The sequence below is a fragment of the Salmonella sp. 32100201201700099SM genome, assembly GCF_017572645.1.
GTDB lineage: Bacteria > Pseudomonadota > Gammaproteobacteria > Enterobacterales > Enterobacteriaceae > Salmonella > Salmonella enterica.
The window spans coordinates 183,746-198,174 of sequence record NZ_JAGERQ010000005.1; the positions used below are offsets into that span (position 1 = coordinate 183,746).

A 14,429-nucleotide genomic window follows, 5' to 3' on the forward strand; every position below is an offset into this window, starting at 1 on the left:
CGCAATTAATAAGTACGAATCTTCGGCGGGAACGCCGGACGCAGTTTCGGTTCCATATTGACGCTTCGGCGCGTCATGGATTCCGTTTGCGGCTGATACAGGGTATGACACAACCAGTTGGCATCATCACGCTCCGGGAAATCGAAGCGGCTATGCGCGCCGCGGCTTTCCGTCCGGAAGTTGGCTGATACGGCAGTGGCGTAAGCGGTTTCCATCAGGTTATCCAGCTCCAGACACTCAACACGCTGGGTATTAAACTCGCTGGACGTGTCATCCAGACGGGCGTTTTTCAGACGCTCGCGGATCACTTTCAACTGCTCAAGCCCTTTCGCCATCGCGTCGCCTTCACGGAATACGGAGAAGTTATGCTGCATACACTCCTGCAACGCTTTGCGGATAGCCACCGGATCTTCGCCATTGCGGTTATTGTTCCAGCGATTCAGGCGCTCCAGAGAACCTTCAACGTCAGACTCGCTGGCGTCGCGCAGCACGCCCTGCTCGGCGATGGATTCCTGTAAATGCAGCCCCGCCGCGCGGCCAAAGACCACCAGATCCAGCAGTGAGTTACCGCCCAGACGGTTGGCGCCGTGAACCGATACACAGGCGATTTCGCCTACCGCAAACAGCCCCGGAATGACCACGTCTTCGCCCTGCTCGTTCACGGTCAGCGCCTGACCGGTCACTTTAGTCGGAATACCGCCCATCATGTAATGGCAGGTCGGGATAACCGGAATCGGCTCTTTCACCGGGTCAACGTGGGCGAAAGTGCGGGACAGCTCCAGGATACCCGGCAGGCGAGATTCCAGCACCTCTTTACCCAGGTGATCCAGTTTCAGTTTAGCGTGCGGCCCCCACGGGCCGTCGCAGCCGCGGCCTTCACGGATTTCGATCATGATGGAACGCGCCACCACGTCACGACCCGCCAGGTCTTTGGCGTTCGGCGCATAACGCTCCATAAAGCGCTCGCCGTGTTTGTTCAGCAGGTAACCGCCTTCGCCGCGGCAGCCTTCTGTCACCAGCACGCCCGCCCCGGCGATGCCGGTCGGGTGGAACTGCCACATTTCCATGTCCTGCACCGGGACACCGGCACGCAGCGCCATACCGACACCGTCACCGGTATTGATATGAGCGTTGGTGGTGGACTGGTAGATACGGCCTGCGCCGCCAGTCGCCAGCACCGTTGCGCGGGCTTTGAAGTACACCACTTCACCGGTTTCGATGCACAGTGCGGTACACCCCACCACCGCGCCATCCTGGTTTTTCACCAGATCCAGCGCATACCATTCGGAGAAAATCGTGGTGTGGTTTTTCAAATTCTGTTGATACAGCGTGTGCAGCAAGGCGTGACCGGTACGGTCAGCCGCCGCCGCGGTACGTGCCGCCTGCTCGCCGCCAAAGTTTTTCGACTGCCCGCCGAACGGGCGCTGATAGATACGTCCATCATCAAGACGGGAGAACGGTAGCCCCATGTGCTCCAGTTCCAGAATCGCTTCCGGTCCGGTCTTACACATATATTCGATGGCATCCTGGTCACCAATGTAGTCCGACCCCTTAACGGTGTCGTACATGTGCCATTCCCAGTTATCTTCATGGGTATTGCCGAGCGCCACGGTGATACCGCCCTGCGCGGAAACGGTATGGGAACGGGTCGGGAAGACTTTCGAGAGCAGCGCACAGGTTTGGCCGCTCTGGGAAATTTGCAGCGCCGCGCGCATACCTGCGCCACCGGCACCAATCACAACAGCATCAAATTCTCTGACTGGCAGTTTCATTACACACCCCACACCACAACAAATCCATAGATGACGTAAACCACCAGCGCAACAACAATAACGAGTTGCAGTATCAGACGCACTGCCAGTGGTTTAACGTAGTCGGTTAACACCTGCCACATGCCGATCCAGGCATGAATCAAGATGGAAAAAAGCGCCAGCAGGGTGAAGACTTTGGTGAAGGCCGATGAGAAGAAACCGGTCCAGGCTTCAAAGGTCAGCTCGCCGCTCGTGGCGAAAAAACCCACCATGTAGATGATGTATAACGTCAGAACGATAGCGGTAGCACGGACCAGGATGAAGTCATGTACGCCATTGCGTCCTAATGCGGAGGCGTTGCTTACCATACGAGGACTCCTGCGAGAAGTGAAAGCACGACAGTGATAACAAAAGAGATTTTGGCAGAGCGTTGACCCGCTTCGAATGTTTCTTCCAGATAGCCAAAATCCATTAACATGTGACGAATTCCCACGATGACGTGATACGCCAGCGCGGTAAGGATGCCCCACATGATAAATTTAACGATGAAGCCGTCCATGATATCGGCGGCCTGCTGGAATCCTTCCGGAGAAGAGAGGCTGGTGCCCAGTAGCCACAGTAGTATGCCGACGGCGATGAAAGTAATCACACCGGATACGCGATGGAGAATGGACGCTATCGCTGTGATGGGGAACCGAATCGTTTGTAGATCCAGATTGACAGGTCTTTGTTTTTTCACATTTCTTATCATGAATAACGCCCACATGCTGTTCTTATTATTCCCTTAAGACTTCGGTTACAGAGGTGAATCTACCTGTAGCCAGAAAGACGACGGGATTTCCTTCCTCCGGTCTGCGTGCGGGTCAGACAGCGTCCTTTCTATAACTGCGCGTCATGTAAAACACTGCTTCCAGTAGCTAAAACGACACGTTACAACGCTGGGTGGCTCGGGATTGCAGGGTATTCCGGAGACCTGGCGGCAGTATAGGACGTTCACAAAATCATTACAATTAACCTACATATAGTTTGTCGGGTTTTATCCTGAACAGTGACACAGGTCACGATAACAACATTTTTTTAATTTTCAATCATCTGATTTGACAAACATTAAACAAAATTGTTACAAACGACACCAGAAAAAGCATATAATGCGTAAAAGTTATGGGGTCACTCTTTCACCTGTTAATAAGTTATGCAACAGTACAATGATATTGACCCATTCTTTCAGGACAGTTATTAGTGATAGACAGGTTACATTACTCGGATTGCTACGTTCCTGATTTGCTGCTAATTCGAAATTAATCAAGCCGTTACCTGCAAGCGCCCATTGCTCTGTACCCAGGTCATCCCCTCTTTCACAGAGCGGCGAGCCAAATAACAAACTGGTAACGGTTGATTGATGCATACACAGAATCTTCCCTGCACTAACGACAAGGAAGATGACGTGGAGAAGGCAAGTCTGAGTTCCGGCAGTCTTAAGCAATAAGGCGCTAAGGAGACCGTAAATGGCTGATACAAAGGCAAAAATCACCCTTACTGGTGATACTGCTATTGAACTGGATGTGCTAAAAGGTACACTCGGTCAAGATGTTATTGATATTCGTAGTCTCGGTTCAAAAGGAATTTTTACTTTTGACCCTGGTTTCACCTCTACCGCATCCTGCGAATCTAAAATCACCTTCATCGACGGCGACGAAGGCATTTTGTTGCATCGCGGTTTCCCGATTGACCAGCTTGCTACCGATTCCAACTATCTGGAAGTCTGTTACATCCTGCTGTACGGCGAAAAACCGACGCAGGAGGAGTATGACGAGTTCAGAACGACAGTCACCCGCCATACGATGATCCATGAGCAAATCACTCGCCTGTTCCATGCTTTCCGTCGCGACTCACATCCGATGGCGGTAATGTGCGGGATCACTGGCGCGCTGGCAGCGTTCTACCACGACTCGCTGGATGTAAACAATCCGCGCCACCGTGAAATCGCGGCGTTCCGCCTGCTGTCCAAAATGCCGACCATGGCGGCGATGTGTTACAAATACTCAATCGGTCAGCCGTTTGTTTATCCGCGCAACGACCTTTCCTACGCCGGTAACTTCCTGAACATGATGTTCTCCACGCCGTGTGAAACCTATGAAGTGAATCCGGTACTGGAGCGCGCGATGGATCGTATTCTGATCCTGCACGCTGACCATGAGCAGAACGCCTCTACGTCAACGGTACGTACCGCAGGTTCAAGCGGCGCCAACCCGTTCGCCTGCATTGCCGCCGGGATCGCCTCCCTGTGGGGACCCGCGCACGGCGGCGCAAACGAAGCCGCGCTGAAAATGCTGGAAGAAATCAGCTCTGTTAAACACATTCCGGAATTTGTTCGTCGTGCGAAAGACAAGAATGATTCTTTCCGCCTGATGGGCTTCGGTCACCGTGTTTACAAAAACTACGATCCGCGCGCCACCGTGATGCGTGAAACCTGCCACGAAGTGCTGAAAGAGCTGGGCACCAAAGACGATCTGCTGGAAGTGGCGATGGAGCTTGAGCACATTGCGCTGAACGACCCGTACTTCATCGAGAAGAAACTGTACCCGAACGTAGACTTCTACTCCGGCATCATTCTGAAAGCGATGGGCATTCCGTCCTCCATGTTCACCGTGATCTTCGCCATAGCGCGTACCGTTGGCTGGATTGCACACTGGAATGAAATGCACACTGACGGCATGAAAATCGCCCGTCCTCGTCAACTGTATACCGGCTACGATAAACGCGACTTTAAATCGGCGCTGAAGCGTTAATTGACAACCGGATGGCGACGCAACCCTCGCCATCCGGTACATTTTCCCTTTTTTCTTATCCTCATTATTTTATTCTTACCCCGTTACTCTCTATGATTAATTAAGGTTTCGCTAAATATCATTCAGGGAGCATGGAATGCCGATTCTGCAGTGGTTTTTGTTGTTCCTGTTATCGCTGCTCATTTCCCTTATTTTTCTCTATCTGCACCTTCCGGCGGCGATGCTGCTCGGTCCAATGATTGCGGGTATCGTGTTGAGTTTGCGAGGTAGCACGCTACAACTTCCGCGCGGTATTTTTCTCGCCGCGCAGGCGATTCTCGGCTGTATGATCGCCCAAAATCTAACCGGTTCGATATTGATCACCCTCGCCCTCTACTGGCCGGTCGTGCTTTTAGTGTTGCTGGTGACGCTGCTTTCCAGCGCGGTAGTCGGCTGGCTGCTGGTACGTTACAGCTCGCTGCCCGGCAACACCGGCGCATGGGGGTCATCGCCGGGCGGCGCGGCGGCAATGGTAGCGATGGCGCAAGATTACGGGGCGGATATCCGCCTGGTGGCATTTATGCAGTATCTGCGGGTACTGTTTGTGGCTGGCGCGGCGGTGCTGGTGACACGCCTGATACTCGGCGACAGCGCGGCAGCGGTCAGCCAACAGGTGATATGGTTTCCGCCGCTTAGCGGTAATTTATTGACGACGCTGCTATTAGCGATCGTGGCGGGCATTGCCGGTCGCCTGATGCGTATCCCTTCCGGCACGATGCTGCTCCCCATGTTGGCAGGCGCGCTTCTCCATTCGCAAGGCATCATTGAGATTGAATTACCCGAATGGCTGCTGGCCGTGGCGTATATGGCGATAGGCTGGCGTATCGGGCTGGGCTTTGACAGACAGGTGTTTTTTATGGCGATGCGGCCATTGCCGCAAATCTTATTGTCAATTTTCGCGCTGATGGCGATTTGCGCCGCGATGGCGTGGGGAATGGCTTACTACATGCAGATTGATTTTATGACGGCTTATCTCGCCACCAGTCCCGGCGGTCTGGATACGGTTGCCGCGATCGCGGCAGGAAGCAGTGCCGATATGGCGCTCATCATGGCAATGCAAACCCTACGGCTGTTCAGCATTCTTTTAACTGGGCCAGCAGTGGCCCGTTTTATTTCAACCTATGCGCCCAAACAACCTTTGTAGGGCTGATAAGCGTCGTGCCATCAGGCAATAGCCGCTCGCCGATGGCGGTTCCGGCTATTTCTGGCAATGCGGGCACCAGTAAAACGGGCGTGAGGACAGTGTTGTCTTTTCAATAATGCCGCCGCACCGCTCGCACGCTTCGCCGTCACGATGGAAAACCTTAAAGCGAAACAGTGCGCCATGATGTTTGTTTTCATCCGCCTGACCGCGAGTCGTGTAGGAAAGGCGCGGAATATCCAACAGCGCGTGAGAAAGCGCATTCAGTTGCGCCTCGTTGAGATCTTTCGCTTTATGCTGTCCGGTTAACCCTACCTGCCAGAGGATTTCAACGCGCAGATAATTCCCCAGTCCCGCCAGAAAGGCCTGATCCAGCAACAGCCCGGAAAATTGTCGGTTGCGAAAACGCGGCGACAGCAATCGAGCTTTAACCTCTTCCGGAGTGAGACGCGCGTCCAGCACATCCGGACCGACTCGCTGTAAAAAAGGGTGCGTCGTGAGCTGCTCTGCTGTCAGCATTTCAATATCAGACGCGCTATAAAGCAGAATAGTTTTATCCGCCGTTTGTAGCCTGACGCGCAATATACGCGTGGTCTGCGGTATTTCACCGGTGTCGATCACCCGCCATACGCCATAGAGTTGGTTGTGGCTGTAGAGCGTCAGGCCATTTGAAAAGTGGGTCAATAACGCTTTTCCCCGCGTCTCTATCCGGGTAATAATTTGACCGGTAAGCTGCGATTCATACGGTTTTAACTGTGCAAAGGCAAACCAGACATCGGTTAAGGGTTTGCCTTTGATTGCCGCCTCCAGATTATCCGCCGCACGACGAATTTCCGGGCCTTCAGGCATGATAATATCCTTTGTTAACAGTTGATTAATGGACTACACCGCCTCTGACTATCTGGAATGCACATCGAACGCCATAATGAACATCCACAGCGGATGGACAAACAGGCGGTGGTATCCAGTGATAATAACATTATCGCAGCACGAGACCACTTCCCCGTCAGGGTTAACATGATCGCGCCAGGGCATAATCGACTCAGCCCTTGTCGGGCGAGCGCCCAATAATGATTGTCTGCCTACCGGAATTAAATGACGCTTAGTTATATTTTGCCCAAAATTTTTTTCTGTTGATCCTTTTAAAGCCTTCTTTCCAATAACTGGCATTCAACTCTTTGATATAATTTTCTCCGGGAAAAAGTTTATCCTTTAAAGGCAGTTTCTTGGCTAGCACGATTCTTTCTGCGTTAGATCCCGCGGACTCTGAATGTGTGAGGGAAGATAAGGCGTCCAGTTGAGCGCTTGAGGGTCTGGCTATCAATTCAAAAAAAGGTTCTGACAATACAACCCCACTAAGTGCTGCATAATTTCCTTTTTGTATGAGCGGTTTGACGTACTCAAAAAAAGAAATAATCCCTGATTGCAATCTTACTGCTTTTTTTAAATACTCAATTTCAGAACCACTGCTATCTTCACGTACAGGAATTATTCCATTATCCGTTTTTTTATAGCCAATTGTTGACCCAGTATTGTCAGCCATAGCGAACTCCATTATTTCCACCCCTCCTGATAAGAAAAGATCACACTTATCGTTGGGATGGCCATAGTTGGTTAGCCAACCAAACATCTTATTATAAATAGATCGGTTATCATTGGCGCCAGCAAAAGTTGCCAGATAAAACCCATGTATTTGTTTTTCTGCCCATTGCGCACCTAAAGAACGAGCAAATACTGATTGAATATTACCCATCCATCCTACATCGATAAGTGCTATATTTTTATAACCTTCACAGGCCGTTTTAAAGTAATCAGCGTAAACTTCCCTGTGCTGAGTATTTTTTAATAAAATATATGGAAATAATTTATTTATAAGCCAGTGAACCTTATGTTCCTCTCCTGAAACAGGAATATACTCCTCGTCAGGAAAACCAACATGATGTATATCTGAAATATGCTCACTCGCATCTAACCCCGCGATAGCAAGTATCTTTTTAATACTTTTCTTATTCTTACCACCAAAAAGATGCCAAATCCTGTGCATCGGCCAATCAGTCATCCCCACCATATAAGCTGATGCGCGGGATATATATAAATATTCACATTTTACATGTTCTTCTGAAAAGTATTCATTATAAATTTTATAGATTAAGTGAGCATCGCGTGCTAAAAAAAGCGCTTTATCAATTTTATGAATCTTTAACTGATTCGCTAACCAGGATACATAACCTAATAATAACGGACCAAATACTTTAAATCCTATCTCGTTTAAAGGATCATTTTGATGGAAAGCAGAAACTTGTTTAAGTAATAAAGTCTTACAAATAGATTCACCAATAATATCTTTAGCTTTCCAATGATTAGATATCCCATGATTATACTCTGACCAATCAGCATGGAGAGTATTTATGCCGAGTTTTTTAGCATTCAGAATATCAGCATGAACATTGTCGCCAACATGCATCCACGATGCAATATCTACATTTTCATTTTTCTTGACTATTGAAAATAATTTACCACTATTTTTAGAGTACCGCTCTTCGCCAGATGAATAAACTGGAATGTTACTGATATCATAGCCACATGATGTTAACAACTCCTTTAATATTACTGATGGAAGGTACATATCACTAATTAAAATGACTTTGCAACCATCACTAATAGCCTTTTCAAACAAACAGCTTCCACGCGCATTTTTATATAAAACAATCTTCTCCATTTGTATTTCCAGATCGATTATCTTTTTTACTGTCGCTGGTGAAAGCTGCGGATGCTTTTTTAAAATTTCATCGTATATTTCAGATATGAGTATTTCCGGCTCGCCGCCAAAACGCCTGACCCTATTCTCTCTGGCACTTACTTCCGCCTGAACTCTTATCTCTGGGAAATTATCAATAATACCAATCTCGTACGCTGATATAAAAAATTTCTCAGTTGCTAAAGTTGATTGCATTAATGAAAACAAATCTCTGGGACGGTAAATCCTCCGGCTAACCAATGTATCAAAGATATCAAAGCTTACGGTCTTGTATTTTTTAAAGTTCATATCCATATTTTATTTAATCTTATTTTCAATATAAGAAATTTTATGAAAAAGACTATTGTTAGCAATATTTGAAAGTAACACATTGAGCAATGATGAGTCATCAATACTTCTCATCATTTTATTTTCTGCAATTTTGCATTCTATATCAAATAACTCATTGTTAATTACGGTATAATTGCCAAATTCAAAGTCATCATTTTCTCTGAAATGATAAAATGCCAGTGCTTCAGGTAAGATCCAAACATCATTTTCTGCCAGGTAATGAATAAAAAAAGGCCAGAAAAATGCAGGAGAGGATAATTTATGACTTTCAATCACATCGATAACAGAATTTCTATCGAATAAACACGAGGAAAGTGGAATAGAATTCCTGTAATAAATAACATCAAAACTAACAGGGCCAGCATTTAAATAGTGGTTCCATGGTTGCGTTGAATTTATAATTATTCTATTATTTTCCGCAATCTCAGCAACTTTATTTGTATGGCATGCTATTGCATTTACAGATGAATACGTTGACTGTATATTCGCCAAAACACTGAGTAGCCTTGACACATATTCAGGGGCCCAGGAATCGTCATCATCCATAAAGCATAAATAATTAGATTCAGACATCTTAATAGCATTAAAGATACAGTTTTCGTCGTAGATAACACTATATATATTTGACAGTTCTTTCAGATAAAAATCATCCACATTGTGACATTTCAATTCTTCCTCCATGCAGAAAATGATGATATTTATTTTTTTGAACGTCTGGTCATTAATGGATTGCAAGGCCCGAATTAATAGACGAGTACGCCCAGGTTTATGTCGGACAATAACTAAAAGACTCTTTTCCATATTCTGATTTCGCGTTTTACGGTATATATAAAAATTAACACCCTATGAATGAATGCTGACATTGGGTAAGGATTATAATATTTTATTAGACTGACACCAGATAAGGTGTAGCAACAGAACCATACCTAAGATTATCATAGTCATATAATTAAAAAATCGGTATAATTCTCATCAACACCACTTACATCATGTTTAATATTTATCTTCAGATTTTTTATTGAATTTTTTATACCAAAAGAGCTTTGAGGTAAGATAGGGCAAACTATTTTTCATCTCTTTTTTTGCAGATTTAAACCGATAAAAATTTTTGACTGCCGTAAACAAACCATTAATAATAACTTTAAAAAACTCCATTTTTGAGTGGGTAAGTTTTAATAATTTGCCATTTTCTATATTTAAATGATAGATAGTAATTCTCCGGAATGAAAACTTAGTAGGGTGATAATGACGATAATCAACCACGATTGGTTTTTTAATTAAAAAGAAAGCTGGAATTAAGTGTCCATTAAGGGTTATGCATCTAAAAAATTTGTAGATGGCTTTTTCTTTACCAGAACATGGGTAATCAACACAACCATTAATAATATCAATACCTTCTACATTGAATTTTTCATTATGAGTTATTGCATTAATTCTTTTTCTTATCTCCAGAAGATCTACATTATCTTCCCAAAACTCCCGTCCAGAAAGACAATCGTTATATGACATAATCATTGCTCTGGCAAGTTCATAGCGGCATGAAAAACTCGCAAGAAAGACTTCCCGCACAAAGAAAACACTTAACAGTAGTGCAGCAAACTTTCTTTTACTAATTAATGCAGGTACAGCAACAGTCCTGAAGTTCAAATAGCTATTTAGAACCGATATTTTTCTTTCAAAATCCATTTGCCACGAAGCTACACCATTAAGTGTGACAATATTATGTTTTTTATGCATATATCCAAATAGCAGGTCATCACCACGAACAAAGAAAGGAAATGAGTAATATTCAATAGCGTTAATATTAAAGGCAAAAAACCACCATCCACCGTAGCCTATTTTTCTTTCATTATCAAAAGTATCTAAAGAATCTATTCCCCGAGCATCCAGATAATGTTTATCCGGGTAATGTAAAAAATCTCTATGCCATATGGCACCAGATTCATGTATGATTGCCGGGTTATCTTCAAAAAGCATACAGCCAGTAACAACTGTATTTTTGTCTTTAGCCATCAGTAAAAAAGCATGAGTTCGACAAATCGATTCAATTTCACATGAGCCGTCGTCATCCATAAATATGACATGTTTGACATCGTTGATTTTCCTTGCCTCTATCAAACCTCTCATAAACCCGCCTGACCCACCGAGGTTTTCATTATTGATAACCATAATGCCGTTTCCTGACTGGTGATTAATCGCCTCGCCATTATTAACGACAATCAATTTAAAACGATCTTTAAATTCGCTCTGGGTTAAGAGTGTTTTATTAATTCTATTGATTGTTTTAGTAACAGCTTCTTTTCTATTATAAGTTGTTATAACTAAAGCCATAGATGATTTACTAACATGATCTTTAGTCAGAAATTCAAATCCATTTAAAACAGAGTCTTCGTCTGATTGCCACTCCACATAGATATATCCAAAATTTATTTTTGATATATCAATTTCAATCTCATCACTAATATTACATGACGATTTAAAATCAATTTGCTTTAATACTCTAATGACACCATTCTCTTTATGCCTTACAGTTATAGTTCCGCGACCAATTATATTAACCCGCAAAAAAAGTGATGTTAAGGTTGTATATTTTTTCCATTTCTTAATTGAGAATGCATTAAAAAAAGTATCAAAATATGCAACCTTATGACGCGGAACAAATAAGTTACGTGAGGTATAGTTATACTTCCCGCCCTGAGTTCTGAAATAAAGCTGCTCTTCCGTGCATAGATCAATGTTTGGTAAAATTACTTTTTGAAGTAAAAAATACATAACGAACCTATAAATTTATATTATCTGGGGTAACGCTATTATAAAATAGTAAATTACTCACCGCGTAGTGATATAAATACTGCAATAAGAATATTAAAATCCGCCTTTGCTAACTATCTCACCGTGCTCAAGCCTGATGAACTTATTACATACAGATTTAGCCAGTTCATCATCGTGAGTGGCCATTACCATAATGCCCGCTTTAGAGATAAAGCTATTTAATCTCATCTCTGCTTTTCTTTTAAAATCACTATCACCCACGCTCATCCATTCATCCATCAGTAAAATTTCAGGATTAATTGCAGTAGAAATAGAAAAACCAAGCCTCAGAACCATACCACTAGAATACGTTCTAACGGGGATTTTAATAAAATCACCTAACTCGCTGAACTCGATGACATCTTCTGTAATATTTTTTATTTCATTTTTTGACAGACCGAGAAATAGACCCCTCAGTTTTATATTTTCCAGGCCTGTAAGCTCACCATCCATTCCCATCATGGGATCAATGAGGCTGGTGACTCGACCGATACATTCATACTTCCCTGAAGTTGGTTTATAGGCCCCTGCAAGTACTCTCAGAAGAGTGGTTTTGCCCGAACCATTGTGTCCAATAAGCGCAAGACGGTTACCTTCGGTAAGCGTAAAATCAATTTTTTTTAATGCCTCTACTTCAATAATCCCGGTATTCGATGAGCCAATTCGTCCACCTGAAGCAGCCTGTAAAAAAGTTTTTTTAAATGAACGGTGGCTGGAGTTAAATATAGGGAGTATTACGCCAACGTTTTTGCAAGAGATTTTCATTAATTATAACCAGTATACGATTCTTGAGCGATATTTAGTCAACACTAAGGTTGAGACCATCAACATAATAATAGAGGTTATTATTGTATAAAACCATATAGTTACATCTGGTACAGTTCCCATTAGTGGTTTCCTGAGCATCTCCATAAAGTAATAAAAAATATTATAATCAACAAATTCCTTTCTTCCCTTTGGTAATTGTTCCGATGTCCAGATGATGGGAGTTATAAAAAAACACAACGTTACTACACTTTGAACAACCGGTCCCATATCACGATATCTTGTGCAAAAAATGGCGAGAATCATACCTGTAGAAATTAATGAGATGGATGTTATTATAATTGCAGGTATAAAAAGGAGAATATCAAGATTTACCGATGTATTGGTAAAAAAAATCACGAAAGGTATAATGATAAAATTATGCAACATAATCATAAACTGCCGATAGAAAACACGTAATATATATAAATATAGCGGAAGATCAGATTGTTTAATAATTGATGCGGACTCATTAAATATTCCGCATGACTCATTAATAGTTGCTGATAGAAAGACCCAAAAGATCATACCTAAAGTAAGATGCATGATAAAATTTTCGGAACCAGAACTGAACAGCGAACCGTAAAGAGGTCCCATCGCTGATATGGTGACCCCCATCGAAATCGTTATCCAAAAAGGCCCTAACACCGATCGCCGGTATCGTCCCAGGACATCATTCCAACCTAGCGAAATCCAAAGTTGGTGCCTGGCCAGAGCTTCTTTCAAATCATTCATTGTTTCCGTGTCACCTTTACCTGAAGAACTTATTCTTTAACGATATGAAAATATAACTTATTTATTTTCTATAATATTTACATACTATTTATCTAAACACTGACCTACTTCATAAGCACTTTATGGTGTTAGCAACCAATAGTGTCTTTATAAATTTGCAATGTCTTATTAATGACTAATATGCTGGAAAACAATTCCTTTACACGTTTTCTTCCATTCGCCCCCATCTCTAAGCGAATCTGTGGATTTTTTAACAAATACTCTAATTCTACCGCTAACTCCTGAGCTGAATTACTTTTCACGATCAACCCATTATAGTTATGAATAATTAAGCTATCACATCCGCCGGTATCATAAGCAATACATGCACGTCCTACAGATGATGCCTCTAATAAAAGCCGTGGTACTCCTTCCGGATAAATAGATGGTAATGCAACGATATTCGATTTCTGAATAAGCTCATATACATTCGAAGAGCGTCCCAGCCAGTTAATTAGTCCTTCATTATGCCAGTGATGAATGAGCTCCAAAGGGATAGCATCTTTATCGTCCTCGGCCAATATACCTGCAACATTTAAAACAAAATGAATATTTTTTTGTCTGAGGATCTTTTTTGCTTCAATGAGATCGCCAAGACCTTTACTCCATAACATTCGGCTTGCAAAAAGGACTATCGGTATCTCATGTTTTTTCTCTATAGAGAATTTATAAATATCCGGGTTAATTCCAGCACCTTCGATAACGATAGTTTTATGATAATCAATACCTACTAAACGCGATATTTTTCGTCGATCTTTATCATGTTCAAAAATAAAAACACCACGCTTATTACCGGCAATATATTTGTAAACCAAAACGGTTAACGCACGCAATATTCTCATTGGCACGGTATTATATAAAAAGATTCGACCAAGTCCGACAAAGCTGATAACAACTGTACTATTACTTCTCCTGGCGCTAACCCCACCAATCAGGCAAGGTTTGAGCGTAATACAATGCAATAAGTCAGGATTAATCTCTTTAATAATTTTCCGAGCGTTAAGGAATGCTCTAAAAAAAACAAACATATTAAATGACTGAGCAACAAGAGACACATTGTGACAAATAAAACCAAGCGTTTTGAATTTTTTTATAATCTCTTCACCAATAAAATGACTTATGATATGAATTTCATAACCCGCATCCCTTGCCGCTATCGCACGTTCTGTCCAATGTAAATCAAAGTACCAGTCTGAATTTACAAAATAACATAACCTTTTCATCTCTTCGTC

The 14,429-nt window shown here is 43.3% G+C and carries 14 protein-coding genes; 2 read left to right on the forward strand and 12 right to left on the reverse strand.

All coding sequences use genetic code 11. The features are described 5' to 3' along the window. Nucleotides 1-5 precede the first annotated feature (5 nt). The 4 genes from sdhA to J4685_RS10225 all read right to left on the reverse strand — a co-directional run bounded on the left by sdhA (nt 6) and on the right by J4685_RS10225 (nt 3,156). On the reverse strand, nt 6-1,772 hold the full coding sequence (gene sdhA / locus J4685_RS10210) for a succinate dehydrogenase flavoprotein subunit (protein ID WP_000775561.1): 1,767 nt from the start codon (nt 1,770-1,772) through the stop codon (nt 6-8). Further along, nucleotides 1,772-2,119 carry a succinate dehydrogenase membrane anchor subunit gene (gene sdhD, locus J4685_RS10215; RefSeq protein WP_000254356.1) on the reverse strand — a complete coding sequence of 116 codons (348 nt, stop codon included), beginning with the start codon at nt 2,117-2,119 and terminating at the stop codon, nt 1,772-1,774. Before sdhD ends, sdhA begins: the two co-directional genes overlap by 1 nt. Next, nucleotides 2,113-2,517 carry a succinate dehydrogenase cytochrome b556 subunit gene (gene sdhC, locus J4685_RS10220; RefSeq protein ID WP_000263340.1) on the reverse strand — a complete coding sequence of 135 codons (405 nt, stop codon included), beginning with the start codon at nt 2,515-2,517 and terminating at the stop codon, nt 2,113-2,115. Before sdhC ends, sdhD begins: the two co-directional genes overlap by 7 nt. A gap of 393 nt (nt 2,518-2,910) precedes the next feature. Continuing rightward, nucleotides 2,911-3,156 carry a hypothetical protein gene (locus tag J4685_RS10225; protein WP_001539488.1) on the reverse strand — a complete coding sequence of 82 codons (246 nt, stop codon included), beginning with the start codon at nt 3,154-3,156 and terminating at the stop codon, nt 2,911-2,913. A 100-nt stretch (nt 3,157-3,256) separates the two neighbouring features. Between J4685_RS10225 and J4685_RS10230 the strand changes: the two genes are divergently transcribed. Then, entirely contained in the window at nt 3,257-4,540 is a 1,284-nt protein-coding gene (locus J4685_RS10230) for a citrate synthase (protein ID WP_000785807.1), read from the forward strand. A 136-nt stretch (nt 4,541-4,676) separates the two neighbouring features. Beyond that, nucleotides 4,677-5,723, forward strand: coding sequence for an AbrB family transcriptional regulator (locus J4685_RS10235; RefSeq protein WP_001122046.1), 1,047 nt, complete (start codon nt 4,677-4,679; stop codon nt 5,721-5,723). A gap of 54 nt (nt 5,724-5,777) precedes the next feature. On the opposite strand, the gene nei is transcribed toward J4685_RS10235, so the two are convergent. The 8 genes from nei to J4685_RS10275 form a co-directional block, all read right to left on the reverse strand. After that, a complete protein-coding gene (nei, locus tag J4685_RS10240; protein WP_001113959.1) occupies nt 5,778-6,569 on the reverse strand; it encodes an endonuclease VIII in 792 nt (263 codons plus the stop codon). A 48-nt stretch (nt 6,570-6,617) separates the two neighbouring features. Then, the gene (locus J4685_RS10245; protein ID WP_001145917.1) at nt 6,618-6,755 is read right to left on the reverse strand and encodes a hypothetical protein; all 138 of its coding nucleotides are present in this window, start codon (nt 6,753-6,755) and stop codon (nt 6,618-6,620) included. A gap of 67 nt (nt 6,756-6,822) precedes the next feature. Then, complete coding sequence (locus tag J4685_RS10250; RefSeq protein WP_077905024.1) at nt 6,823-8,718, reverse strand: HAD family hydrolase; 1,896 nt, start codon at nt 8,716-8,718, stop codon at nt 6,823-6,825. Between the two features lie 57 nt (nt 8,719-8,775). Continuing rightward, the gene (locus tag J4685_RS10255; protein WP_000415731.1) at nt 8,776-9,609 is read right to left on the reverse strand and encodes a glycosyltransferase family A protein; all 834 of its coding nucleotides are present in this window, start codon (nt 9,607-9,609) and stop codon (nt 8,776-8,778) included. A gap of 192 nt (nt 9,610-9,801) precedes the next feature. Then, nucleotides 9,802-11,580 carry a glycosyltransferase gene (locus J4685_RS10260; protein WP_000273732.1) on the reverse strand — a complete coding sequence of 593 codons (1,779 nt, stop codon included), beginning with the start codon at nt 11,578-11,580 and terminating at the stop codon, nt 9,802-9,804. Between the two features lie 93 nt (nt 11,581-11,673). Further along, complete coding sequence (locus J4685_RS10265; protein ID WP_000702849.1) at nt 11,674-12,384, reverse strand: ABC transporter ATP-binding protein; 711 nt, start codon at nt 12,382-12,384, stop codon at nt 11,674-11,676. A 3-nt stretch (nt 12,385-12,387) separates the two neighbouring features. Then, on the reverse strand, nt 12,388-13,158 hold the full coding sequence (locus J4685_RS10270) for an ABC transporter permease (protein WP_000998825.1): 771 nt from the start codon (nt 13,156-13,158) through the stop codon (nt 12,388-12,390). Nucleotides 13,159-13,286: 128 nt separating this feature from the next. Beyond that, the gene (locus J4685_RS10275; RefSeq protein ID WP_000824906.1) at nt 13,287-14,420 is read right to left on the reverse strand and encodes a glycosyltransferase family 4 protein; all 1,134 of its coding nucleotides are present in this window, start codon (nt 14,418-14,420) and stop codon (nt 13,287-13,289) included. Nucleotides 14,421-14,429 lie beyond the last annotated feature (9 nt).